We start from the raw sequence: 23,667 nt of genomic DNA, 5'->3' as shown, positions 1-23,667 counted from the left end.
TCTGTTAATTTGGTATGATACAAATTCACAAAATTATTGATACACTTCCCTTGTGGTCTGGGAAAAAATTAAGGGGTAAGGGATAGACTTCTAAGAGAAGTCGGGAAAGGGGGTGCATGTTTGGTATTTTCCCTTTCCCCAATAAAGATGCATCCCTTTGACCACAACAGTGCTTTTTGCACTCTTGTGCAAGAGGTCTGATGTATTTGAAACCTTTCCCCTTTCCCCTTTTCCCTTTCCCCTTTCCCCTTTCCCCTTTTCCCTTTCCCCTTTCCCCGAACCGTATTGAGCCTACATCCACTGTTAACTGGAAGCATATTTCGACGGTAATCCATCCTGAAATACTAGCAATTCTCCGGGTTGGATTTGTGTCCAAACTTCATTGTCAGTTAGAGGAGTGGTAGCGATGACGGCGACGCGATCGCGTTCGGTAGTCACTTCTCGAAAATCAACAGTCATATCTTGGTCAATCAAATGGGCAGCAGCAAAGGGCGCTTGGCGGACAATATAGCTAAGTTTGGTTGAACAATAAGCAAAAAAGTGTTCTCCATCAGATAGTAAATAGTTAAACATACCGAATTTTGCGATTTCATTGGTAATTTCTCGCAGCACAGAATAGAGTTCTTTTATGGAAGGCTCACCTTGAGGAAAACATTCTCGTAATTTTTCTAACATCATGCAGAATGCTTTTTCGCTATCGGTATCACCTACAGCTTGATAAAAACCTGTATTTTCTGGCTGAAAATCTGGTAAATTACCGTTATGGGCAAATACCCAATACTTACCCCACAACTCTCTCCGGAATGGATGGCAGTTATGTAAAGCAACTTCGCCCTGAGTAGCTTTGCGGATATGGGCGATGACATGGGTAGAATGGATGGGATAACTCCGCACGAATTCCGCCACTGGAGAAGCAACAGAAGGTTGGGCATCTAAAAACATCCGACATCCCTTTCCTTCAAAGAAAGCAATGCCCCAACCATCACTATGATGATCCGTTTTTCCTCCCCGTGCAGAAAAACCTTCAAAAGAAAAGCAAATATCCGTTGGGACATTGCAATTCATTCCAAGCAATTGGCACATACATATTGCAACTTTAAATTTTCGACTAAGGTCTCAGGATCAAGATACTTCAGAATGTTGCCTTGATTCTGGAGCGATCGCTTCAATCTGAGAATTTATAGCACTCTGATTTAATTATTAGACTTTTAACAGAAGTCGGGAAAAATTCCTATAGCTGAAATAAGGTATTATGCTAAGCCAAAAGATGGTAACGGCGGATATCTGGCGCAGCAGCCACCAAACCATCAAGTTTAGCTGCTGCTTCTTGAAAATGGGGTGTGTCCATGTGAGTATTCAACGCTTCATTAGAAATCCACTCTTCCACAAAAGTAAAGTCTGTTGGGTCATATTGATTTTGCAAAAGTTCATACTTAATTGCACCTGGTTCCTGTCTAGTTGGTTCAACGAGTTCCAACAACACAGCTTTAAGTTCTTCTACTTTGTTAGGCAAAGCAATAACATGGGCGATAACGCGAATAGTTTGGTTAGTCATTAGTCATTAGTCATTGGGCATTGGGCATTGGGCATTGGGCATTGGGTATTGGGCATTGGGCATTAGTCATTGGGCATTGGGCATTGGGCATTGGGCATTAGTCATTGGGCATTGGGCATTGGGCAGAGGGGAAAAACTCATCTCCCCAGCCCCCCATCTCCCTTATCTCCCTTGTCTCCCTTGTCTTCCCCATCTCCCCCATCTCCCCATCTCCCCATCTCCCCCATCCCCCCATCTCCCCACTCCCCAAGCAGCCACCATATAGCGAAAAATGTACTCCACCAACTCAATGTAGTTACGGGCAGATTCAGGGGAAGGTGCCCAAACTGTAACACCGTGGTCGCGGATAAGTAGGGCTGGTAGTTGGGCTGGGGTAATTGTGAAGCGTTGTTGAATGTCGGTGGCTATTTGGGAAACTTGTAAATGGTTGGTGAAAATGGGAATCAGACAATGGGGATTTTCTTGGTAAATTCCCAAACCTTTGAGCATTTCCAGAGGTGGTAAAGGTAAAGAGTCTCCAGTTACAAACCGAGAAACTAAATTTGCCTCTACTGAGTGGATGTGGTAGCAAGCTTTTGCTTGGGGAAATAAGGTATAAAGTACCTGATGAATAGCGGTTTCAGCGGAGGGTTTTAAATTATTTGAGGAATCCTGCTTACCGTCTGGATAAATACGCACAAAATCATTCAGTGATAATTCTCCTTTAGAGCGACCGCTAGCTGTAATCCAGAAGCTACCATCAGGTAAAAGTACTGAGAGATTGCCAGCAGTTCCCACCATCCAACCTTGTTGATAAAAGTCATGGGCTGTAGCAATTAACTCCAGACGAGGATCGGCTAGGGTTTGCTGTATCATCCTGAACTCCATGATTTTAGTAGATAATCGCGGATATCGAAAAAATCATTCCAGTGAATATACGATTTTTGATATTGATTAAGATACTCTGCTAGGCGATCGCGAGCGAATACCAAAGATGCCTCCAGTCCCATATTCAAATCAGTCAGCGAGTCCCCAATGGCAATTTTTTCATTAACGGGATACTCTGCCATTACCTGTACCTTGGCCACCAGTTCGGTTTCTCCTTCATAATCCGAGTGGACTTTTAACAGACTATTAGTAGTATCCACATCAACGGCATGGATGGCATGAACTCGCTGTTGCGTTGCACCCAAAACAACTTGTACCATTCCTCGCAGTCCCCCAGAAACCACCACTAGGGGTACTCCTTGAAAGTCCAGAAAATCCAGCAGTTCCAAAAATCCTGGGCGCATTGGTTGTTTTCGAGTAAATTCTAAAATTTCACCATAGCTAGAAGATGGAATTGATTGCAAGATTTCTCGGACACCTTCTCGCAGTGTGAGCCGTTGTGCATACATTTCTGGTATTAATTTTGCAGACAATTCTGGAGCAAACTTTTTCAAAATTGCAACAAAGGTTTCCTCCACTGTGATAGTACCGTCAAAGTCGCAAAAAACAATTCGCTGCACTTTTTGTCCTGCCATTTCTTGGTTTTTCGGCATTTTTCAAGCTACTGCGCGATGAAGGCGAATTTCTTTATTTATGTATTGAGGAACCCAACCTCCAGTGCTGATAAAATAGCGCACTGCTTTAATTCGCCTTGCTGGGGTGAGGTGAAACCAATGTTCGGTGCCGGCTGGTACATTGATATACTCTTCTTTTTGGACTGTCAGTTCTACCTGGCTACCATCGGGACGCACAAAGCCAAAAATGGCTTCTCCATCAATGACGTAGCGTACCTCATCATCAGCATGGGTGTGTATTTGGTCAAACTTGACCATTAATTCATCGAGGTTGGGAACTCCTGGATGGAGAACAATCAGATCCCGTGACTGATAGCCTGCTGTTTGTTGTAGTTCGTTAAAATAACCATCCAGTGCTTTTAGTACTTGTTCTTTTTCATCATCATTGAGGCTATTTTCTGCCAGCAAACGATGTAACTCTGGATTATCTCCCACAGCCCAACGGTTGAGTTGGATATTTAAGGGTGTGAGTTCTTGACCAATATCATTGATATCCGTGAGGATTGTATCATCTTCTAATTTGAGAATCGCCATAGCTCACCTCATATTTTTTTATTTCAGCCAGAAATTATCTTCAGGTAGGGCTTCCTGAAATCGGACTTCTCTTTTGGTGCATCTGTAGTTTGATTACTAAGCTATGAATTTTTGTATTAAAAGCAACGCATATTTCCGAGATTTTGTTTGAAATAGCGGATTAATAGAGCAATTTACAAACAGGTTATCACAAGTTCAGGGATTAGGGACTGGTGACTGGTGACTAGTCCCCAGTGCCTAGTAGCGTACTTTTCTCAACTAAATCGATTTCAAAGTACCTGTAATATGGGAGACTTGGCAATATTCCCTATCAATTCCGATTGATGCCAAATGAGTAACACAATTTCTGATATCGTGGTCAAAACCATCAATGACCAGGACAAGCAATTAAAAGACTACGCAGGAAAAGTACTTTTAATCGTGAATGTCGCTTCCTACTGCGGTTATACATCCCAGTACAGCGGTTTAGAAGACTTGAACAAAAAATACAAAGAAGCTGGGTTACGAGTTTTGGGGTTCCCCTGTAACGATTTTGGCGCGCAAGAACCCGGAAGCAACGAACAGATTGTCAAATTCTGTACAAGTCAATATGGTGTTACCTTTGAATTATTCGATAAAATTCACGCCAAAGGCTCACAACAGCACCCGCTTTATGAGCGACTTACCAAAGCTGTTCAGCCAACAGGCGATGTTGCTTGGAATTTTGAAAAATTTTTAGTGAATAAGCAAGGTGAAGTGGTAGCTAGATTTAAAAGCAATATCCACCCATCTTCACCAGAACTAATCAACGCAATTGAGAGCGAATTAGCAAAATAGCATAGGTATGGGACAAAACCCTTCGGGTAGGGAAAAGGGAAAAGGGAAAAGGCGCAAAGTTGGAGCAAAGGTCTCCTCCAATCCAAACTTTGTAAGAGAGGATAAGAAGGGATCTTTCCTTTCCCCTTTGTCCCTTTCCCTTTCCCCACTCCCCATCTCCCCATCCCCTCATCTCTCTTATCCCACGACAAATTTTTACGCAGACTCACTTAACTTGTCATGAATGTTGCAATCATTGGTTGTGGTTATGTTGGTTATAAAGTTGCTCAATATTGGCAGCAAAATATGAATTTTGTTGTCACTGCAACCACAACTTCTCCTGAGCGTGTTTCTGTATTACAATCAGTAGCCCAAAGAGTTGTAGTTACTAAAGGTAATGACCCAGATACTTTAAAATCTGTTTTACAAAATCAAGATGTTGTACTTTTGAGTGTTGGTGCCAAAAGCGCGGAGGTTTATGAAGAAACTTATCTGCAAACTGCCAATACTTTAGTTTCCGTCTTGCGGTATATTCCCAATGTAAAGCAATTAATCTACACGGGAAGTTATGCGGTATATGGTGATAGAAATGGTGTCTGGGTAGATGAAGAAACACCACTTGCACCTGCTAATTTAAATGCCCAAATTCTCCGCAAAACTGAGGATGTGTTGCTATCAGCATCTAACGAAAATTTGCGGGTTTGTATCTTCCGTTTGGGAGGAATTTATGGCACTGGCAGAGAATTGCTGAAAATATTTGGTAGATATTCTGGTACAAGTCGTCCGGGCACTGGCGAAGATATCACAAATTGGATTCATCTAGATGATATTGTTGCTGCCATCGAATTTGCCCGTCACCGTCGCTTAGAAGGTGTTTATAATTTAGTGGATGACGCACATCTCACCAGCCGAGATTTGCTCGATCGCTTATTTGCCAAACATCATTTACCTCCAGTTATATGGGATACCTCTGTTACCAGTACTCGCCCATATAATGCTTGGGTATCTAATGAAAAGCTCAAAGAAGCCGGATACGAGTTGATTCATCCACAGATGATTTTTTAGTAAGTATTAAACTAGGAATTATGCAACCATCTGCTGTAGCTAAGACAACCGATTTAACAGCATCTCCTAGCCAATTTTACACTTGGCAGAATTATCGTTGTGCTTACGAAATTCATCAACCAAGTAATACAATACCCCAGGGTATTCCTTTAGTGTTAATTCATCCCATTGGTGTCGGATTATCACGGCAATTCTGGCAAAGATTTCAAAGCCAATGGTACAATTCAGGTCAGCGAAATTTGATTTACAATCCCGATTTACTAGGATGTGGTGAAAGTGATATGCCCCATGTGGCTTACACTCCTAGTGATTGGGCAGAACAATTGCAATACTTTTTGCAAACAATAGTGCAAAAACCTGTGATTTTAGTGGTACAAGGTGCGTTGTTTCCAGTGGCCATTGAATTAGTGCAAAAGGCATCAAATTTAATCGCTGGACTTGTACTTTCTGGGCCTCCAGCATGGCCTGTAATTACCAAAAAATCACCAAAATGGCAGCAAAAATTCCTGTGGAATTTGTTAGATTCTCCTTTTGGGAATGGTTTTTATCGTTATGCACGCACGCCAAAATTTTTACGTTCTTTCTCGACTCGCCAACTATTTGCTTTTGATAGTGCTGTCGATACAGAATGGATAAATACTTTGGTTGCAGGTGCGGAAAATATCGCCAGTCGCCATGCAGTGTTTTCTTTTTTAGCAGGGTTTTGGCGACGGGATTATAGTAGTTTAATTGCTACTATCCAGCAGCCAACATTAGTAGTTGTGGGAGAAACAGCATCAAGTATTAGCGAAGAAGGCAAAAAAGAAACGCCAAATGAACGCTTAGCTGACTACTTGGCTCATTTACCTCAAGGTGAAGGCATCAAAATAAATGGGCGCAATCTTTTACCATACGAATCAACTGCTGAATTTGTGGCAGCCATCGTTCCATTTATCCAGAAGAATTCAGAAGTCAGGAGTCAGAATTCAGAATAAATTAAAGTCTAATTGAGTAATAATACCAATTTGGGATTTGGGATTTTGAATTTTGGAGCAAAGCCTTTACTAAAAAGTTCCAGAATTTGAAGCAATACTTCCTATGCCAATTTGGTATGAATATTGGTTTCAAGGCTTCCCCTTCTGCACGAAACACAATTCAAAAATTCTGCCTTGTTAAGATTTCATTAATTCATAACTACTCTTAACAAACTGGGTGTACCCCATTCTGAATTCTGACCACTGGTTGATTAATGAAGTTTCTTAGCCAATTGATAGGTAAATTAGTCTAGTAATCTCATCTTAGGTTATTACTGGATATTGATTAGTTCAGAAAGTAAAATTATGTTGCCTAATCACAAAGGACAAAAAGTTCCCAATGTTACTTTTCATACCCGTCAAAACAATGAGTGGGTAGATGTGACAACTGATGAGTTATTCGCCAACAAGACGGTAGTTGTCTTTTCCTTACCAGGTGCTTATACTCCTACTTGTTCCTCCACTCACCTCCCTGGTTACAACGAATTAGCTAAGGTTTTCAAAGAAAATGGTGTGGATGAGATTATTTGTATTTCTGTGAATGATACTTTTGTGATGAACGAATGGGCAAAGGATCAAGAAGCAGAAAATATTACACTAATTCCCGATGGTAATGGTGAATTTACTGAAGGTATGGGAATGCTGGTGGATAAATCAGACTTGGGATTTGGTAAGCGATCGTGGCGTTATTCTATGCTGGTGAAAGATGGTGTCATCGATCAAATGTTCATTGAACCAGAAGAGCCAGGAGATCCCTTTAAGGTGTCTGATGCAGAAACAATGCTCAGATATATCAACCCCAAAGCAGTTAAGCCAGAAATAGTTTCTCTGTTTGCCAAAGTGGGTTGCCCTTTCTGCGCCCGTGCTAAGGCTATGCTCAAGGAACATGGATTAGATTACGAAGAAATTACTTTAGGTAAGGATATTACCACACGCTCTTTACGAGCAGTTACAGGTGCAACAACAGTCCCCCAAGTCTTTATCAATGGTAAATTAATTGGCGGTTCTGAAGCACTAGAAGCTTACTTCGCAGCGAAGTAGGTTTAATGGGGTAGCACATTTTTTCATGTTGGCTGTTAACTGTTGACGGTTGACAGCCAACAGTCTTTCGTGTTATCCCATCCCCTTTTAGGGGTAGGATGATTTTAATAAATATATTTAATTTTGATTAAATTTAGATGCTTTGTGACTTGCCGTAAGCTACCGCCAAGGACGCAAAGGAAGAAACAAGTTAAGAATTATTCGCTGGAAGTTTATAAAGAATTGGCATTACATGGCGATCGCGTAAAATGAATCTTGATTAAATTACCAGTGATTATAAATACAACATGTTTGCCAGAATCCGCCGTTTTTTGCGTCAATTTTTTAATAAATCAAGAAAAATCAACAACGAACCACTAAATAAAGTGAGTTTGATTGTGATTATTTTCATTGATATTTTTATCTTAGTTAATGTTTTTGTAGGACTGGATGATATTAGTAGATGGCATATCAGTCCCAGTCAAGCTTATCCATGTTATTCGGAGTGGCAAAACTACCGAGAAAAAAATACTAAAGATAAGGATTATGAAATTGTCAAGCTTTCATTTTTCTATAGTGGAAACACTAAGTATAGTTTTCAGCAAAATTATCAACAAGCACAAATAGGACATCTCGGCCAAGTTGATGGAACATGTTTAAAGTATGGCGAGTATAAGGACAAAATTAACAATTCTCAAAATCAGCAAATCATCAAAAATATTGAACAAAAACAAACGCAAATCAGTAGATTAGAACAAACCAATCGCGATATTCGTGCTAAATATGATTCTACCCTCTTAGAAAAAATTGCAGGTCAGCCCCGCGAACAATCAATTAATCAAGTCAGTGCTGAAAAAGCTAAACAAGAGTTAGATAAAAATAACAGCGGAATTTCTACACTGAAGCAGGAAAATTCTAATCTGCAAAATCAATTATTAACTAAATCAGAAAGTACTGCTTTTCTTACATTTATTAAAGATGAAAATCAATTTTTAGGAGTCGAAAAAGGTTATAAAAAAGCATCGTTTTGGTATCCAAGTATTCAACTTGGGTTTCAGTTACTTTTTTTGCTCCCGCTAATTATCATTGCCTTATCGGTTCATAGATTTGCCGAAGGAAGAGGATATGGGCTAATTTCTCTAATTAGCTGGCATTTGCTAGTTATATTTTTTATCCCACTGTTAGCGAAAGTATTTGAATTTTTACAAATTGGAGCAATATTTCAATTCATCTTTGATATTATTAGCAAAATTTTTGGCGGATTACTTTTCTTAATTAATTATGTTTATATCTTGCTGATTCCACTTATTGGTTTTGGAATTATCAAGTTTTTCCAAAAATTTGTCTTTAACCCTAAAGTCCAAGCAGCCAACAGAGTTCAAAAATCACTTTGTGTCAACTGTGCTAAAAAAATTCGGCGTAGCGATTCCTACTGCCCCCACTGCGGTTATTATCAATATTTAGAATGCGAAAACTGCCATAATCTCACTTATCAACATTTGCCGTACTGTAAACATTGTGGAACTTTTCAAAATTCTAGTAAAAGTATTCACTAGTGATAGATGACATTGAATACTTGATTGAAATAAATTACCAGTAGGGGCATAGGAAATAAGGTAACTAGTCAAAGTTCAAAAATATTATGCAAAGTCTCAAAAAACCAAATCAAGGAAGTCCATCGTTTTTTTCTTTTCTGAAAAATTTATTGATTGCCCGTTGGCGATCGCTCTTACTCCTCTTGATAGGAGTATATTTACCTTTGCAGGTGTTTGAAATTTTGGCTGTTGAAGTATGGAAAAATGCAGATGGCTTTCCGTGGGATGTGGCTACTTTATTGGCGGTTCACTCTACACAAAACCCACAGTTGGATGTTTTAGCAGTAATGCTGGCTAGAATTGGTTCGCCTTTCACAAGTAGTATAATTGCAGCTGTCATCGCATTAATACTACTACTGCAAAAACGGTGGCGATCGCTAGCTTATGTACTCACGCTTTCAATGGGGAGTGTCATCATCAGCCGCATAGGTAAGGAATTAATGCATCGAGTCCGTCCTCATTTGTGGGACTCCATTGCACCAGAATTGAGTTTTGCATTTCCCAGTGGCCATGCTATTGCAAGTATCACTCTGGTTGCTATTTTCCTCATCTTAAGTTGGGCTACCCCGTGGCGTCGATTAATTTTCATCTTCGGTAGCTTATATGTAATAGCTATTGCATGGTGTCGTCTTTATTTAGGCGTTCATTTTCCTAGTGATATTCTTGCCGGTTGGATGCTTGCATCAGCTTGGGCAATTGGTGTGAGTTTAATTATCAAGCCTTATTTAATTACAGCCAAATCTGTGGATCAACAACCCGTCAAAGAGGAAACTACCTTACTACCAGAAGAAAAAAAATTGCTCAGCTAATATGCATCCGAAGTTGCATATTCTTTAGTTAGAAGTCTGAATCAAAACTTCTCTATTTTATCATTTGTTCCTTGATTATTGCTATCAAAAACAATTAGTTTTCACAACTTAAACCAATAATCAAAGGATTTTCTAAAAAATCACGCCAATAATCTTTTGGATAATCTTCTATGGCTTTCGGAGGAATTTCTATAGAATGCCATGTCACTTTTTTAAATCCAGCTTCCGTAGCAGCCCATTCATAAATCAACTGACTCAAGCCAAAATATTTAAGTAAAAAAGGTGGCTCTGTATGAAATTCAGCTTCAGAATAATAGCCTTCTGAAAATTTTTCTTGTTTCAAGACTGTCATCCCATATTTGGTATAGTTAGACTTGTTCAGACAAAAGTCTGGATGAATCGTCACGGCAACCAAACGTCCATTTTCTACTAAATTATTCCGAATTTTTTGAAACATTTTTAGCAGATGTTCTCTATTTTCTGCGTAATTCAAAAGATAAATTGCAGTCACTAAATCAAAGTTACCAAGTTTGGGGAGTTTAACAATATCAAACGCTTGATACTCAATACCAAGTGGGTGATTCTGTTCTTGCTGGCGTGCAAGACCGATCATTTCTTCGGATATATCTACACCAACAATTTTTGCAGATCCTCCTTTTTTCAATAACCTGGTATAAAAACCTGTGCCACAAGCTAAGTCTAAAATAGTTTTTTCTTGAAAATTGCCAAGTATATTAAAGAACATAAAATTTTCAACTATTGGTAATGTAGCTTTATTTTTGTACTGCTCGTAGGTACTACCAATAGTGTCATATTGCTCAGTCATAATATTCTCAACTAAGTACGTATAAATAAATCAGCATACAGCATATTTCAGGTAAGAGACTTCCAAGTAAAAAAATATTCCACAGAAGATTGTGAACTGTTAACTGTTGACGGTTGACAGTCAACAGTTAACAGTCAACAACCTGAAACGAAATAATTTATTTTTTGGAGTTACCCTAGTCAATCAATACTTTGGATACCAAAATTTTAAGCCTTCTTAGTTGGTGCGTTAGTTACTCGCGCATCTACAATATCTTGCGGTACATTCGGGATAAACCAATTCACTTCACCAGATTTCAAAATTTTAGTACCGGCTTGATTGAATTCTATCACCCCGGTATCTGGATTTGTCTTTAAAACTAAGTTCGTTCCATTGGGAACCTTAATCACCACACCACCAGCTAATTCTTCCTGTTGTCCCCCTATACCAGAAGCGATCGCTGTAACATCATTTGGTAAATAAACTCCCTTGCAATTCCATCTATCTTGAGTTGTCTGACCATTACCAAGAAAATACAGCGCGGCCCCTTCGGAGTATTCATCATCATCAACATCTGCTTCGGGGCCGTAGATAGCTAGAGTCTTTCCTGTTTGATTGCTGCATTGACCCCAGTCGATTCCCGATTCAAAGGCATATTTTTGCAACTCTAACTCATTGATTTTTTGGTCAATTTGCTTTGATGTTGCACCCTCTAATTGAGTTTGTGTTTTCTTGAGAGTTTGCAGATTATTTAACTCTTTAGTCAAATTTATATAATCAGGATTTTCCGAATATTTTGGGCGATCGGCTAAGGAAGGTTCAGCAAAGACTAGATTTACAAGTAATAAAACCGCCATCAAAAAATATTTAAAGATTTTCATGTTTTGCTTCCAAGTTTTAAAGATTGTAGTTGATGACATTTTAAACACAATTGTCAACATCCTCACTCATTTTAAATCTTAAATCTTTCTCAAAAATCACCCCTAAGTCATCGGTTTTTTGGGAGATTACAAATATTAATTTCAGTTTCACATATCATCTAAACTGTTTTTTGCAAATGTTAAATAAGAAGTTAATCTAATACCCGTATATCATCAATACTAATCTAGTCATTTATCCTATTTATCCAGCTATACAATTATTTCATCTTCTCAAAAAATTAAATTCCAATAATTCCTAGCGATTAACCGGGTATTATTTTTAACTTGTTTTTAACTATTGTTCTAATTTTGATGAGAAAAAATTATTTTGAAATATCGTGCTGATAAAAATTAAGTCCAGATTTTTATGAATACTTGATTGTAAGAAATACATCGGGTAGTATTAAATCCATCTAGAGAAATAAAACTAAAGATATAGGTATGTAAATCCAAGATATATCCATATCTATAAGTCGAAATCGGCAACTGGCAAAGAAAGATTTTACTGAAAAACTAGGATTAATTTCCAGTAACTCTATCGAAATATGTGTGTTTAAAAGAGATTAAAACTTGCTCAATGAAAACAGAAAAATCATCCCATCAAAGTATTCATGGTTTAAAACCAGATTGTCTTTCTTTTTCAGAAGTATTGGCCCAATCTTTTGCTGTGATTGCACCGACGACGATACCAGCATCTAATATTGGTTTAATCGTTGCACTTTCAGGAAACGGGACTTGGCTGAGTTTTCTGATTGGTTTGATGGGGTTGTTATTTGTCAGTATCAACATCAACCAATTTGCTAGTCGTTCGGCTTCTCCAGGTTCGCTATATTCTTATATTTCCAAAGGACTTGGTTCCACAGCAGGTGTAATTTGTGGTTGGAGTTTGGTGCTGGCTTATTTATTTACAGGCATGTCTGTTTTGTGCGGTTTTGCCAACTTCAGCGGTGCTTTAATTGGTCATTTGGGCATTCATCCCTCCAGTATTACATTGTTGGCGATCGGTGCAGGGATTTCCTGGTATGCAGCCTATAAAGATATCCAACTTTCAGCTGTAGCAATGCTGTGGATGGAAGCAGCTTCAGTCCTATTGATTGCAATCTTATGCATAATAATTTGGGCACACAAAGGTTTTGCATTGGATATGTCCCAACTAACCCTCTCTGGTACAACTCCAGGTAGTGTGGCCACAGGACTGGTATTGGTAATGTTTGCTTTTTCTGGCTTTGAAAGTGCCACATCGCTAGGGGATGAAGCAAAAAAACCATTACAAACAATCCCTAAATCTGTAATGGGTAGCGTCATCCTCGCCGGTCTGTTCTACGTATCAACGACTTATATAGAAGTCTTGGGGTTTAGTGGTACTGGCGTCTCCATAACTCAAACCGAGGAACCTCTGAGTTTTTTATCCCAACAGGCGGGAGTTGGCTTTTTGGGACAACTTGTAGGTTTGGGTGCATTATTTAGCTTCTTTGCTTGCATCCTTGGGAGTATTAACCCAGCTGCTAGAGTCTTTTTCCTAATGGCACGTCATGGTTTATTCCATTCCTCATTGGGAACAGCACACTCATCCAACAAAACCCCCCACGTTGCAGTCACGATGTGTTCGTTGATTACATTTTTCGTGCCTGCTGTCATGTCCCTATTTAACATCAAGTTATTCGAGAGTATGGGTTATTTGGGGGCAATTTGTAGCTACGGATTTTTAACGGTGTACATTTTGATTTCCGTCGCAGCACCAGTTTATCTATACAAAATTAGGAAACTCCAACTACGAGATATCGTGTTTTCCATTCTCGGAGTTGGATTCATGACGATCCCCGTTTTAGGCAGTGTGGGAATTCCTGGGAGTACACTTTTCCCCGTTCCCGAAGCTCCCTACAATATTTTTCCCTACTTGTTTTTGTTATACATACTTGCCACTTGTGGGTGGTTCATCATCAAGAGACTACGTTCTCCAAACTTGGTTGTGAAAATGCGCCAAGGTATCGAAGAAATTCACACTAGATTCAGCAATACCAGGAATTGATTGGGGACTGGGGAGATGAGGAAGACAAGGGAGACAAGGAAGACAAGGGAGAAAGATTGCTACCTTGTCCCCCTTGCCCCATGCCCAAATCTAAAATCTAAAATCTAAAATCTAAAATCCAAAATTAATTATGAGCGGATTAGTGACTGCGATTAGCACAGGTGCAGCTGCCTTTAGTGCCACAAACATCGATGATATTGTTATCTTGACGCTGTTTTTTTCTCAGGCGAATGCTAAGCTTCGGCGTTGGCATATAGTCACTGGTCAATATCTAGGTTTTACAGCGTTGGTAATGGCTAGTCTTCCTGGTTTCTTTGGTGGCTTAATGTTACCAAAACCTTGGATTGGACTATTTGGTTTAGTGCCCATAACAATTGGTATCAAGTGCTTGCTAAACCGAGATGATGATGAATCCCAAGAAACAGAAACACAAACTCAGCAGTCTGAAGGCTCATATATAAGTAAATTTCTTAACTTTCAAACTTACAGCGTAGCAGCAGTTACCTTTGCCAATGGTACTGACAATATTAGTATTTATGTTCCTTTATTTGCTAGCAGTACTTGGGAGAGTTTGCTAATAATTCTGGGAGTATTTTTTATGTTAGTGGGATTTCTATGCTATCTAGCGTACAAGTTAACTCACAATACAGCGATCGCCTCCCTTTTAACTCGTTACGGTAACGATTTTATGCCTTTTGTCTTAATGGGATTAGGCGCTTTTATCATTATGGATAGTGGTAGCTGGTCATTAATCATTGGTCATTAGTCATTGGTCATCAGTCAACAGTCATCAATCAGCAATCATCAGCAACTAACTTCCCATTTCAGTTTTAAAGAATACAAAAAATTATTTGGCATCCTGTTATACATCTAAAAAAAGAGGTATTAAATTTGTCGATTTTAGAATTTTCTTTATTAGTTTGGTTGGGTTCATTTAGCGCAGGGTTGTTAGGGGCGTTAACTGGGTTGGGGGGTGGAGTAGTAATTGTCCCTTTGTTAACTTCAGTGTTTGGCGTCGATCTACGATATGCTGTTGGTGCTTCTTTGGTGTCTGTAATTGCTACTTCATTGGGTGCAGCATCTACTTATATTAAAAAAGGCTATACAAATTTACGATTGGGGATGTTTTTAGAAGTAGGAACAACAATTGGTGCCATCATTGGTGCAACAATCGCTACTTTCGTATCTGTAAAAGCCCTAACTATTGTATTGGCGATCGTTCTGATTTATTCAGCATATCTTTCACAACGACCGAGAATAGAAAACACTCAAGATGAACCGGCAGATCCTCTAGCAGACTATCTAAAACTCAATAATAGTTATCCAACTCCCGATGGACTAATGTCTTATCAAGTTCATTCAGTACCAGTGGGTTTTAGCATGATGATTTTAGCTGGCGTGCTTTCTGGATTGCTGGGTATTGGTTCCGGCGGATTTAAGGTTTTGGCAATGGATCAAGCCATGCGTCTACCTTTTAAAGTTTCCACCACCACTAGCAATTTTATGATCGGCGTCACAGCAGCAGCCTCAGCCGGAGTTTATTTAGCACGAGGTTACATCGATCCTGGACTATCCATGCCGGTGATGTTGGGAGTATTACCTGGTGCTTTTTTGGGCGCACGAGTCCTTGCAGGAACTCAAACAGAGATTTTAAGAACTATTTTCAGTATTGTGCTGGTGGTAATGGCTTTAAAGATGGTTTACAACAATTTAATAGGGGGGCTGTAGAATGTATAAAATAAATACTGGTTTTGGCTGGGCATCATCACCACAGCCAGAGAGCAAAGTAATTGCACTCACTTTATCACCAGAAAATTCCGACTCTGATATTGAAAATTTAGAAGCACAGCAAGTTGATAAACTAGCACAATTACCGAATACCTGTGAAATTGATGCTAACAATAATGTCAGTAAAACATTAAGCGAGCAACAATTAGAATATTTGCTGAGCAACCTACTGAAATATGGCGTTTTAACAGCTAGTGCTGTGGTTTTAGTGGGAGGTATTCTCTACTTGATTCATCATGGTGGTGAACCTGCGAGATATCAATTATTTCAGGGAGAGCCATTACAATTTCGCTCGCCAGTAGGTGTAGTGCAAGCAGTTTTTTCAGGTAGCGATGCCTACGGCGGGCTACGCCTACGCGGTATTATTCAACTGGGACTATTACTACTAATTGCTACTCCAATTTTACGCGTAGTAATTTCTCTATTGACTTTTCTACTTAAGCGAGAATTCATCTATGTAATTGTTACTTTCTTAGTCCTCGCCAGCCTCACTTACAGTCTTTTGGGAGCATATTATTAATTCTACTTTGCAATTACTCAAAGCTAAATTAGCAAATACTCTAGTGGGCTGTAGAAAAGTCTGAACGCCAGAAGACAACATAGACATTGTTTACGTGCATCTATGCAAAAAAACAATGAAAATATTTTAGTTTTTCCAGTCACTAGTCTCTATTTTTCAAGCCCGTCTGTTGAAATATATCAAAATCCTCATCTTTATGAATCATTATGAACCTTGCAAAAGCTCATTAATCGAGTTGAAACTTTGTTGAATTAGCTCTAGTAAATAATTTTTTAATGAATCAATATTTGCCACGGAAAAATTTAATAATCCTAAAGCATATAACAAACTTGAAATCCCTATAATTAACGCCAAAAATCTCCCAAAGCAACCCGGATTAATTTCAATAAAACCTAATTTAGATTGCCCGATGACAGCAATTGTGATAAAGACAATTCCTGCTATGACGAATGTGTTATTTGCAGCTAAATCTGTCATTTTGCTATTTAGATACTCCAGTATTTTGATTGTAACTATAGGAATCTGATTTGACTAATGAACATATTTGTGTAGCGAGGGAATAGGGAACAGGGAACAGGAAAAAAGGAATTTAGGGGTGTACTGAGTTTTTTCACCAAATCAAATCTGACTACTATATAGAACCCATTTGACATTTTTTACTGTATTGAAGTAAAGTGACCGCAAAAGTCGTATCCAGCAGTTATGCCATACTCTAGCAGCCTCACAGACGAAGAGTGAATAATCCTCGAACCCTTACGTTTCTACCGCCCGGACGGGTGAGGACACCATTGGTGTCAACTTAAGCTTAAACGCTTGTCCGACAGCTGTTTTACCCCACCCCTCAATCCCCTCCCCGCAAGGGAGGAGGGGAAGTTTTGGCTTTAGACAAAACCGGGTGGGGTGAGTGTGGATTAGTTAGTAATTGAGTAAGTTTGCTCTAACGTCATTACAAGGGTTTTACGTTAACTTGACACAAATGGTGAGGACACACATCCCACAATAAAATCTATTGCAACATTTAAGGCTTGACACGCTACTACAAATACTTAATTTTGTTCAAAAATTAAACTGGATTCCTAATATTAGCGTCGGCTGCTTTGTATGCGATCGAAGATTCCACCATCGTCAAAAAACTTCTTCTGAATAGCGTCCCAACCTCCCAAACTCTGGACGTTATAAAGTTTAGAAATTTTAGGAAATTTATTTTGTACTTCTTTTGCAACAGTAGAGTTAACAGGTCGAAAACCAACTTTGGTAAACTCACGTTGAGATTCTGGGGTAAAAAGGAACTGGACGAAAGCTTCTGAAACCTGCCGCGTACCATTTAATCACTACATTCTGACCTTTTTCGCGTTTCCACTTTGCTACAAACTTCGGAATTATTCTATCGTAAGCGGCCTTGGTGACTGCGTAGGAAACTAGAGTAATTTCAACTGTCTTGCCACCTTGACTAATCAATTGAGGCTTTTGATTAACAGGAACAGTTTTAGAAACAGTGCCCACAGCATGAACCGGAACAAAACTTGTTAAGCTCAACCCAGCTGCTAATAATAATGCAGAGGTTTGAGTTGAGGCTAGCTTTAACTGAGGAAATAGTTGTTTGGTTGAACGAAAAACTTCTAAATTCTTGGATTGCGGATGTGTCATAGTCGCTGGATATTGTGTAGTTGCTTGATAAATACAGTAATTCGGTCGATTTACCGTTGTTTGTCTTGAAAATAGAGATTATCAGATGAATTTACAAAATTCAACTAAATTTTTGTACTAAAATTTTTCCTTCCTTGATAGGACTTACGCAACTGGCATATTATTTTAAGTTCGTAGTAAGGACTTTAGTCCTCTAATAAGGACTGAAGTCCTTACTACAAGCAAAAAAAATTGATTTTTTGTGACACTTGCGTAAGTCCTGCTTGATTTGGAAGTTTTTAATTAAAAGAACGCAAAAAACTACCTAAACTTTCATTAAATTTGAAGTCAGGTTCATTAACTTACTAATCAGGTATTACAAGGAATTAGGTAATAAGAAATACAAAAAAATGCTAATGTTTAATAATTTCCCATCAAGCATAAATAATACTATTTAGCGTATCGTTTATTTTCTAGCAACTTGCTTGATGCCTAGAATGGTTGATTTTAATGGCTATTTAAGATTTAAAACTTGAAGTATTTATAATTTATCACAAAACTGATACAATCACCATATTTTCGATAGATAATGTGATGATTTTGTGTATTTGTAACCAAATAGCTGCAAAAGTCTAGTAATATACTACAGTATATAACTGTATTCCCATCTAGTAAGTGTAGATTTAGCGGAGGCAATAGGATGAGTTTGTGGCAGCGCCCACTAGAAATATTACAAGCGATTGCTGAACGTAGAATTAACCGGTTCAGAGTGAATTCGCTCAAAGGATTCGTATCGCTTTTTTTGGCAGGAACAATGTTGAGTGTGGCGCTTGCCGCCTGCTCTGGTGGAGAGGGGGGCAGTTCTTCTACAGAAACTCCTAGTGCTAGTCCTGTGGCTGCAAGTAAAAGTAATGTTGAACTGACACTAGTTTCCTTTGCAGTTACCAAAGCTGCTCACGAAGCCATCATTCCTAAATTTGTAGAACAGTGGAAGAAAGACCATAACCAAACTGTGACTTTCAAACAAAGCTATGGCGGTTCTGGTTCTCAAACTCGTGCCGTCATCGATGGTTTGGAAGCAGATGTTGTTCACTTAGCACTGGCAGGAGACACCACAAAGATTGAAAAGGCTGGATTAATTCAATCAGGATGGGAAAAAGAAGTCCCCAATAACGGCATTGTCTCTAAATCTGTAGCAGCAATCATCACTCGCCCTGGCAACCCCAAAGGCGTCAAAACTTGGGAAGATTTGGTCACAAAAAATGTCAAGTTGATTACTGCTGACCCTAAAACCTCAGGCATTGCTAAGTGGAATTTCTTGGCACTTTGGAACTCCATAATTAAAACAGGTGGAGATGAGGCCAAAGCAACTGAATTTGTCACCAAAGTTTACAACAACGTGCCTATCCTGACTAAAGATGCACGGGAAGCCACCGACGCATTTGCTAAACAGGGTCAAGGAGATGTCTTAATTAACTACGAAAACGAAGTTATTCTGGCACAACAAAAAGGCGAGAAAGTTGATTATGTAATTCCCGATGTGAATATATCCATCGACAATCCCATCGCTGTAGTAGATAAAAACGTCGATAAGCACGGTACGCGGGAAGTTGCTGAGGGTTTTGTGAAATTCCTATATACACCAGAAGCACAACAAGAGTTTATTAAATTAGGATTCAGACCTGTGGATGAAACTTTAGCTCAAACTAAAGAAGTTACAGATAAGTTTCCCAAGGTGCAAACTTTAGGTACAGTTCAAGATTTTGGTGGTTGGGAAGAAATTGATAAAAAATTCTTCGCAGATGGGGGTGTGTTCGATAAGATCCAAGCCCAAAAGAAAAAGTAATTCAGAAAAGAATTCAGAATTCAGAATTCAGGAATCAGAATCCGAAATTGTAGTATTGTATTCAGATTTTGTCTACTTCTGTAGTTATGCAGAATACAATACCTAACTGAACAGGACTTACGCAAGTGTCACAAAAAATCAATTTTTTTGCTTGTAGTAAGGACTTCAGTCCTTATTAGAGGACTAAAGTCCTCTCTACGAGACGCTACGCGTAGCTTGCTTCCCCGAAGGGGTACACTACAAACTTAAAATAATATGCCAGTTGCGTAAGTCCTACTAAATTCTGATTCCTAACTGGAGCTTTCTCATTCTCCAGCTTTGCTAGTGAACTCTTTAGTTGTTGAAAAGAATTCACAACCCAAAATTAACTATTCTGAATTCTGAATTCTGACTTCTGACTTCTGACTTCTGACTTCTGACTTCTGACTTCTTTTTAAATTTTGAATTTTTGACTATGACGACTGTATCTCCTTCTGTAGAAGTCGAACATAAAACATCATTGTGGAAGAAATTGCAGCAAGTTCCGTGGACTTGGCGAATCACCATTGCCTACTTGACGGTGATGTTGTTTATCCCCATAATTGCGATGTTTCTGAAAGCAAGTACTGAACCTCCAGCGAGGTTTTGGGCGATCGCAACTAGCGATATTGCATTAGCAACATACAACGTAACTTTTGTCACTTCATTGTTTGCTGCACTACTCAATGGCGTATTTGGTACTTTGATTGCTTGGGTTCTAGTCCGCTACGACTTTCCATTAAAACGCTTGGTTGATGCCACAGTAGATTTACCGTTTGCATTGCCAACTGCGGTAGCAGGTTTAACATTGGCAACAGTTTACAGCGACAACGGTTGGATAGGCTCACTGCTATCACCTTTAGGAATTAAAGTATCTTTTACTCGCACAGGAGTAGCCCTAGCAATGATTTTTATCTCACTGCCTTTTGTGGTGAGAACTGTGCAACCCGTACTCCAGGAAATGGAACATGAAATTGAAGAAGCTGCTTGGTGTTTGGGTGCTTCTCAATGGCAGACATTTTGGAAAGTGATTTTGCCGCCATTATTTCCGACAATTTTGACTGGTATTGCCTTGGGTTTTTCCCGTGCAGTTGGAGAATATGGTTCAACAGTGATTATTTCTTCTAATACACCATTCCAAGATTTAATCGCACCTGTGTTGATTTTCCAAAGATTAGAGCAGTATGACTATTCTGGTGCAACAGTAATTGGCATAGTTCTACTATCAATTTCATTGATATTGCTATTGGCAATTAATTTCTTACAAGCATGGGCAAGGCGATATGACAGTAGATAAGCCAAGTTTTCACTCATCTGCATCTGATGAAATTAAAGATACAGCCAAACCAAAAGAGCAGAAAAAGTGGGTACCAATAGTTTTAATTGGTATTGCCATCGCCTATTTAAGCTTAGTTCAATATCTGCCTGCAATTAACGTTTTTGTCCAAGCCTTCAGCAAAGGAGTCGGGCCATTTCTATCTAACCTGACACGACCAGCCTTTCTCCATGCAGCTTGGTTGACACTATTGTTGGCTGCCATTTCTCTCCCATTAAATACAGTATTTGGTTTGTGTGCAGCTTGGGCGATCGCTCGCCATAAATTTCCCGGACGCGCCGTAGTTTTAAGCATCATTGACCTGCCCTTTTCCATCTCCCCCGTAGTCGCAGGGTTGATGCTTGTCTTACTTTACGGACGCAATGGCTGGTTTGGCCCTTGGCTGCAAGCACACGATATCAAAATTATCTTTGCCGTTCCAGGTATGGTACTGGCAACAGCCTTTGTCAGTATGCCCTTCGTAGCGCGGGAAGTAATTCCAGTTTTAGAGGAATTTGGCAAAGACCAAGAAGAAGCAGCCAGAACCTTAGGCGCTAAAGATTGGCAAATATTTTGGCGCGTCACCTTACCCAGCATCCGATGGGGCTTACTCTACGGTTTAATTTTGACCAACGCCAGAGCAATGGGTGAATTTGGCGCAGTTTCAGTAGTATCAGGCAACATTGCCGACCAAACCCAGAGTTTACCATTGTTTGTAGAAGACGCTTACAAACAGTATGAAACCGAAGCAGCCTTTTCTGCCGCCGTACTATTAGCCTTACTAGCAGTAGTCACCTTAGTCCTCAAAGAGATTTTAGAACGCAAAACCCGCATTAAAGATGTTGAATAGGGTCGGCATAGGGCAAGGGGCAAAGGGGAAGGAGGAAAGGAAAGATCTCTCTTTTCCCTTTAACCTTTACCCTTTTCCCTTAGCGAACCACCTCCCCACCTCCCCACTCCCCTCTATGACTAGTAACAATACACCTACCAACAAACGAATTCGACTCAGAATTCCTAAGGACTATCATCAAGAACCTGTGATTTCTCGCTTGGTGTCTGATTACAATTTGACTGTGAATATTACGGCAGCGATTCTGGGAGCAAATGCTGTCGGTGATGGTTGGTTTGACCTAGAACTTAAAGGAACAGAGGCACAAATTCACAGTGCATTAACTTATCTCCATGATTTGGAGTTGGAAGTCTGGGACGATACAAAAACTAGTGATTGGTAAAGTTATTTGATTGCTGTTTGCTAATTTTTTAAAAAGAAACGGTATTAAACTTAACTATCTGAATCAACGTCAAAATTGACTTAATAGCTGATTAATTTGAAGTTGTAGTTTTTCTCGTAATTTTTGGGCTTGTTGATAAACTGCTGTACGTCCTTTATTTGAATTTGTCGCTAATTCTGCTGGTTCCAAGGGCTGAATGAAATAACGCAGACGAGTTTTCATTGCCCAAACTCCCATTGAGGGAAACAAAAGTAAGGCAGGCATTAAAGGCGAAAAAGGCAAGAATGGTAATTTGATTAGCCGTTGTAATTTGGTGATATTAAAAGTCCAAGGATGCAAAAATTCACTACCGATGCAAACTACTGGAAGAATGGGAATATGATAGCGATCGCTCAGTTGCATAAAGCTAACATCAAACTTTTGTAGTTGATGACGTTTTGTCCAACCTTTGGCAGGCCCCCTGATGCCTTCGGGTGCATAAAGAAGAATTTTACCTTGGGCAATGGCAACCTCAAAATCATTTAATTCTGCTCTCACACCACCCAATACTTGCGACCATTTAGATGGTAACCACCAAACCATCCAAGGATGATCGAATAATGCTGGATTTGCTAAGGGTTGCACTTTCCATCCTCTGGCTTCTCCTAATAAATAAGCCAAGGTCAAAAAGTCCCAAGGAAAACACATCCCGGCGTGGTTCATGGCCACAATTAATGGCCCCTTTGGTGGCACGTTTTCAATTTGCTGCAATTCTCCTCGAAAATAATATTTGACGATGGGGCCAATAACTTCTTGGCGAAAAGCTTGTTGATAATTGGCATCGAATTCGCCAACTTCTTGGCGTGGCGAACGACAACCCAAACGCAACCAACGACTCAGCATTGCTAAATAAAATCCGCCAGGAATTAAAAATAATCCATATTCAAGCCAATGCCAACCATCTGGATCTTGATGATAGTGTTGCCAGTGGCGGTTAAATAAAATCAACCAGCCTGGAGGATACCAAAGACAAAACCAGTCAAACCAGCTAAATTTATAGCCTTGGACTGGTGCATTTTCCAGCTGAGTATTGAGAAGATTTTCTGAGTGTTGATTAATCAAAATGGCAATAAAAATTAGGCAACAATCGACTTGAGAGTATATTTTAGCTTGACATTTTTGCCATTGCATCTTACTCCAGAAGTAAAATTAATTACTCTTTTTGCATAAACAACATTTTGCATTTTTGAATAAGTCGGGAATTTCAGCCTCAGAATTTGATTTTTCAATAAAAATCTCAAGTGCAATAATTTCAAATATTATGCACTTATAGCAATCCTATTTCAGTTGTGAAAAATATCAATGTAGACTGTAAACTGTCAACGGTTAACAGTCTACAGTCAATAATTCTAATATGTCATATTTCCCAATTTCTTTGGGATTGCTATATTTTTAGCAATGTATAGTATTTTGAAACAATTAAACAATCTTCAATAATACTATTGGTCATCGTGTAACCAAGCAAATTTTATTTTTATTTTATAAATACCCTTGGCACTTCTCTTATTTCAATAACTTTTTGTTGGCGTAAATTGTGGTAGCTACAAGCGGCAGAGCATTCTTTTAGCAATGCTTTTACGCTCAGCAGCAAACACTAATAAC

The 23,667-nt window shown here is 39.2% G+C and carries 24 protein-coding genes and 1 pseudogene; 14 read left to right on the top strand and 11 right to left on the bottom strand.

The annotated features are described in order from the left end of the window. Nucleotides 1-303: 303 nt before the first annotated feature. From VF06_RS00700 to VF06_RS00675, 5 genes are all read right to left on the bottom strand, one after another. Nucleotides 304-1,083 (bottom strand): class II glutamine amidotransferase, encoded by a 780-nt coding sequence (locus VF06_RS00700; RefSeq protein WP_099072754.1) that lies wholly within the window; start codon nt 1,081-1,083, stop codon nt 304-306. A 172-nt stretch (nt 1,084-1,255) separates the two neighbouring features. Then, the gene (locus VF06_RS00695; protein WP_099072753.1) at nt 1,256-1,555 is read right to left on the bottom strand and encodes a putative quinol monooxygenase; all 300 of its coding nucleotides are present in this window, start codon (nt 1,553-1,555) and stop codon (nt 1,256-1,258) included. Nucleotides 1,556-1,717: 162 nt separating this feature from the next. Beyond that, a complete protein-coding gene (mtnB, locus tag VF06_RS00685; RefSeq protein ID WP_099076404.1) occupies nt 1,718-2,410 on the bottom strand; it encodes a methylthioribulose 1-phosphate dehydratase in 693 nt (230 codons plus the stop codon). Continuing rightward, the gene (locus VF06_RS00680; protein ID WP_099071524.1) at nt 2,407-3,042 is read right to left on the bottom strand and encodes an HAD-IB family phosphatase; all 636 of its coding nucleotides are present in this window, start codon (nt 3,040-3,042) and stop codon (nt 2,407-2,409) included. Before VF06_RS00680 ends, mtnB begins: the two co-directional genes overlap by 4 nt. Nucleotides 3,043-3,078: 36 nt before the next feature. Further along, nucleotides 3,079-3,630: a 1,2-dihydroxy-3-keto-5-methylthiopentene dioxygenase gene (locus VF06_RS00675; RefSeq protein WP_099071505.1), complete on the bottom strand. Its 552-nt coding sequence runs from the start codon at nt 3,628-3,630 to the stop codon at nt 3,079-3,081. Between the two features lie 330 nt (nt 3,631-3,960). Here VF06_RS00675 and VF06_RS00670 point away from each other — a divergent pair, with 330 nt between their 5' ends. The 6 genes from VF06_RS00670 (at nt 3,961) to VF06_RS00645 (ending at nt 9,927) form a co-directional block, all read left to right on the top strand. Next, a complete protein-coding gene (locus tag VF06_RS00670; protein ID WP_099071506.1) occupies nt 3,961-4,446 on the top strand; it encodes a glutathione peroxidase in 486 nt (161 codons plus the stop codon). Nucleotides 4,447-4,665: 219 nt separating this feature from the next. Beyond that, nucleotides 4,666-5,490 (top strand): SDR family oxidoreductase, encoded by an 825-nt coding sequence (locus tag VF06_RS00665; RefSeq protein WP_099071507.1) that lies wholly within the window; start codon nt 4,666-4,668, stop codon nt 5,488-5,490. A 20-nt stretch (nt 5,491-5,510) separates the two neighbouring features. Beyond that, complete coding sequence (locus VF06_RS00660; protein WP_099071508.1) at nt 5,511-6,464, top strand: alpha/beta fold hydrolase; 954 nt, start codon at nt 5,511-5,513, stop codon at nt 6,462-6,464. A 345-nt stretch (nt 6,465-6,809) separates the two neighbouring features. Beyond that, nucleotides 6,810-7,544 carry a redoxin family protein gene (locus tag VF06_RS00655; protein WP_099071509.1) on the top strand — a complete coding sequence of 245 codons (735 nt, stop codon included), beginning with the start codon at nt 6,810-6,812 and terminating at the stop codon, nt 7,542-7,544. A 287-nt stretch (nt 7,545-7,831) separates the two neighbouring features. Beyond that, nucleotides 7,832-9,079: a hypothetical protein gene (locus VF06_RS00650; protein WP_099071510.1), complete on the top strand. Its 1,248-nt coding sequence runs from the start codon at nt 7,832-7,834 to the stop codon at nt 9,077-9,079. Between the two features lie 86 nt (nt 9,080-9,165). Beyond that, nucleotides 9,166-9,927 (top strand): phosphatase PAP2 family protein, encoded by a 762-nt coding sequence (locus VF06_RS00645; RefSeq protein ID WP_099071511.1) that lies wholly within the window; start codon nt 9,166-9,168, stop codon nt 9,925-9,927. 94 nt (nt 9,928-10,021) lie between these two features. Here the strand turns inward: VF06_RS00645 and VF06_RS00640 are convergent, their stop codons facing one another. Both VF06_RS00640 and VF06_RS00635 read right to left on the bottom strand, forming a co-directional pair. After that, complete coding sequence (locus tag VF06_RS00640; protein ID WP_099071512.1) at nt 10,022-10,753, bottom strand: class I SAM-dependent methyltransferase; 732 nt, start codon at nt 10,751-10,753, stop codon at nt 10,022-10,024. A 206-nt stretch (nt 10,754-10,959) separates the two neighbouring features. Continuing rightward, nucleotides 10,960-11,613, bottom strand: a complete 654-nt coding sequence (locus tag VF06_RS00635) for a hypothetical protein (protein ID WP_099071525.1) — start codon at nt 11,611-11,613, stop codon at nt 10,960-10,962. A 616-nt stretch (nt 11,614-12,229) separates the two neighbouring features. Between VF06_RS00635 and VF06_RS00630 the strand changes: the two genes are divergently transcribed. The 4 genes from VF06_RS00630 to VF06_RS00615 all read left to right on the top strand — a co-directional run bounded on the left by VF06_RS00630 (nt 12,230) and on the right by VF06_RS00615 (nt 15,989). After that, on the top strand, nt 12,230-13,681 hold the full coding sequence (locus tag VF06_RS00630) for an APC family permease (RefSeq protein WP_099071513.1): 1,452 nt from the start codon (nt 12,230-12,232) through the stop codon (nt 13,679-13,681). A 130-nt stretch (nt 13,682-13,811) separates the two neighbouring features. After that, nucleotides 13,812-14,447 carry a cadmium resistance transporter gene (locus VF06_RS00625; RefSeq protein WP_099071514.1) on the top strand — a complete coding sequence of 212 codons (636 nt, stop codon included), beginning with the start codon at nt 13,812-13,814 and terminating at the stop codon, nt 14,445-14,447. Between the two features lie 125 nt (nt 14,448-14,572). Then, nucleotides 14,573-15,409: a sulfite exporter TauE/SafE family protein gene (locus VF06_RS00620; RefSeq protein ID WP_099071515.1), complete on the top strand. Its 837-nt coding sequence runs from the start codon at nt 14,573-14,575 to the stop codon at nt 15,407-15,409. A gap of 1 nt (nt 15,410) precedes the next feature. Further along, nucleotides 15,411-15,989 carry a DUF1634 domain-containing protein gene (locus tag VF06_RS00615; RefSeq protein ID WP_099071516.1) on the top strand — a complete coding sequence of 193 codons (579 nt, stop codon included), beginning with the start codon at nt 15,411-15,413 and terminating at the stop codon, nt 15,987-15,989. A gap of 204 nt (nt 15,990-16,193) precedes the next feature. Here VF06_RS00615 and VF06_RS00610 read toward each other — a convergent pair whose 3' ends face one another. The 3 genes and pseudogenes from VF06_RS00610 to VF06_RS00605 all read right to left on the bottom strand — a co-directional run bounded on the left by VF06_RS00610 (nt 16,194) and on the right by VF06_RS00605 (nt 17,636). Beyond that, nucleotides 16,194-16,466: a hypothetical protein gene (locus tag VF06_RS00610; protein ID WP_244917988.1), complete on the bottom strand. Its 273-nt coding sequence runs from the start codon at nt 16,464-16,466 to the stop codon at nt 16,194-16,196. 605 nt (nt 16,467-17,071) lie between these two features. Continuing rightward, a pseudogene (locus tag VF06_RS43600) lies at nt 17,072-17,311 on the bottom strand (sulfate ABC transporter substrate-binding protein); the annotation flags it as partial. Continuing rightward, entirely contained in the window at nt 17,250-17,636 is a 387-nt protein-coding gene (locus VF06_RS00605) for a hypothetical protein (RefSeq protein WP_371411471.1), read from the bottom strand. The gene VF06_RS00605 and the pseudogene VF06_RS43600, both read right to left, overlap by 62 nt. 679 nt (nt 17,637-18,315) lie before the next feature. On the opposite strand from VF06_RS00605, the gene VF06_RS00600 reads away from it, so the two are divergent. The 4 genes from VF06_RS00600 to VF06_RS00585 all read left to right on the top strand — a co-directional run bounded on the left by VF06_RS00600 (nt 18,316) and on the right by VF06_RS00585 (nt 22,026). Then, entirely contained in the window at nt 18,316-19,461 is a 1,146-nt protein-coding gene (locus tag VF06_RS00600) for a sulfate ABC transporter substrate-binding protein (RefSeq protein WP_099071518.1), read from the top strand. Nucleotides 19,462-19,915: 454 nt separating this feature from the next. Further along, on the top strand, nt 19,916-20,776 hold the full coding sequence (gene cysT, locus VF06_RS00595; RefSeq protein ID WP_099071519.1) for a sulfate ABC transporter permease subunit CysT: 861 nt from the start codon (nt 19,916-19,918) through the stop codon (nt 20,774-20,776). Next, nucleotides 20,763-21,644: a sulfate ABC transporter permease subunit CysW gene (cysW, locus tag VF06_RS00590; RefSeq protein WP_099071520.1), complete on the top strand. Its 882-nt coding sequence runs from the start codon at nt 20,763-20,765 to the stop codon at nt 21,642-21,644. Before cysT ends, cysW begins: the two co-directional genes overlap by 14 nt. Nucleotides 21,645-21,759: 115 nt before the next feature. Further along, nucleotides 21,760-22,026, top strand: a complete 267-nt coding sequence (locus VF06_RS00585) for an NIL domain-containing protein (RefSeq protein ID WP_099071526.1) — start codon at nt 21,760-21,762, stop codon at nt 22,024-22,026. 69 nt (nt 22,027-22,095) lie between these two features. Here the strand turns inward: VF06_RS00585 and VF06_RS00580 are convergent, their stop codons facing one another. Further along, a complete protein-coding gene (locus VF06_RS00580; protein ID WP_180267575.1) occupies nt 22,096-23,127 on the bottom strand; it encodes a 1-acyl-sn-glycerol-3-phosphate acyltransferase in 1,032 nt (343 codons plus the stop codon). Between the last annotated feature and the right edge of the window lie 540 nt (nt 23,128-23,667).

Origin of the sequence: Nostoc linckia z4, assembly GCF_002608075.1 — a bacterium.
GTDB classification, from domain to species: domain Bacteria; phylum Cyanobacteriota; class Cyanobacteriia; order Cyanobacteriales; family Nostocaceae; genus Nostoc; species Nostoc linckia.
This window is presented reverse-complemented; position numbering and strand designations above follow the sequence as displayed.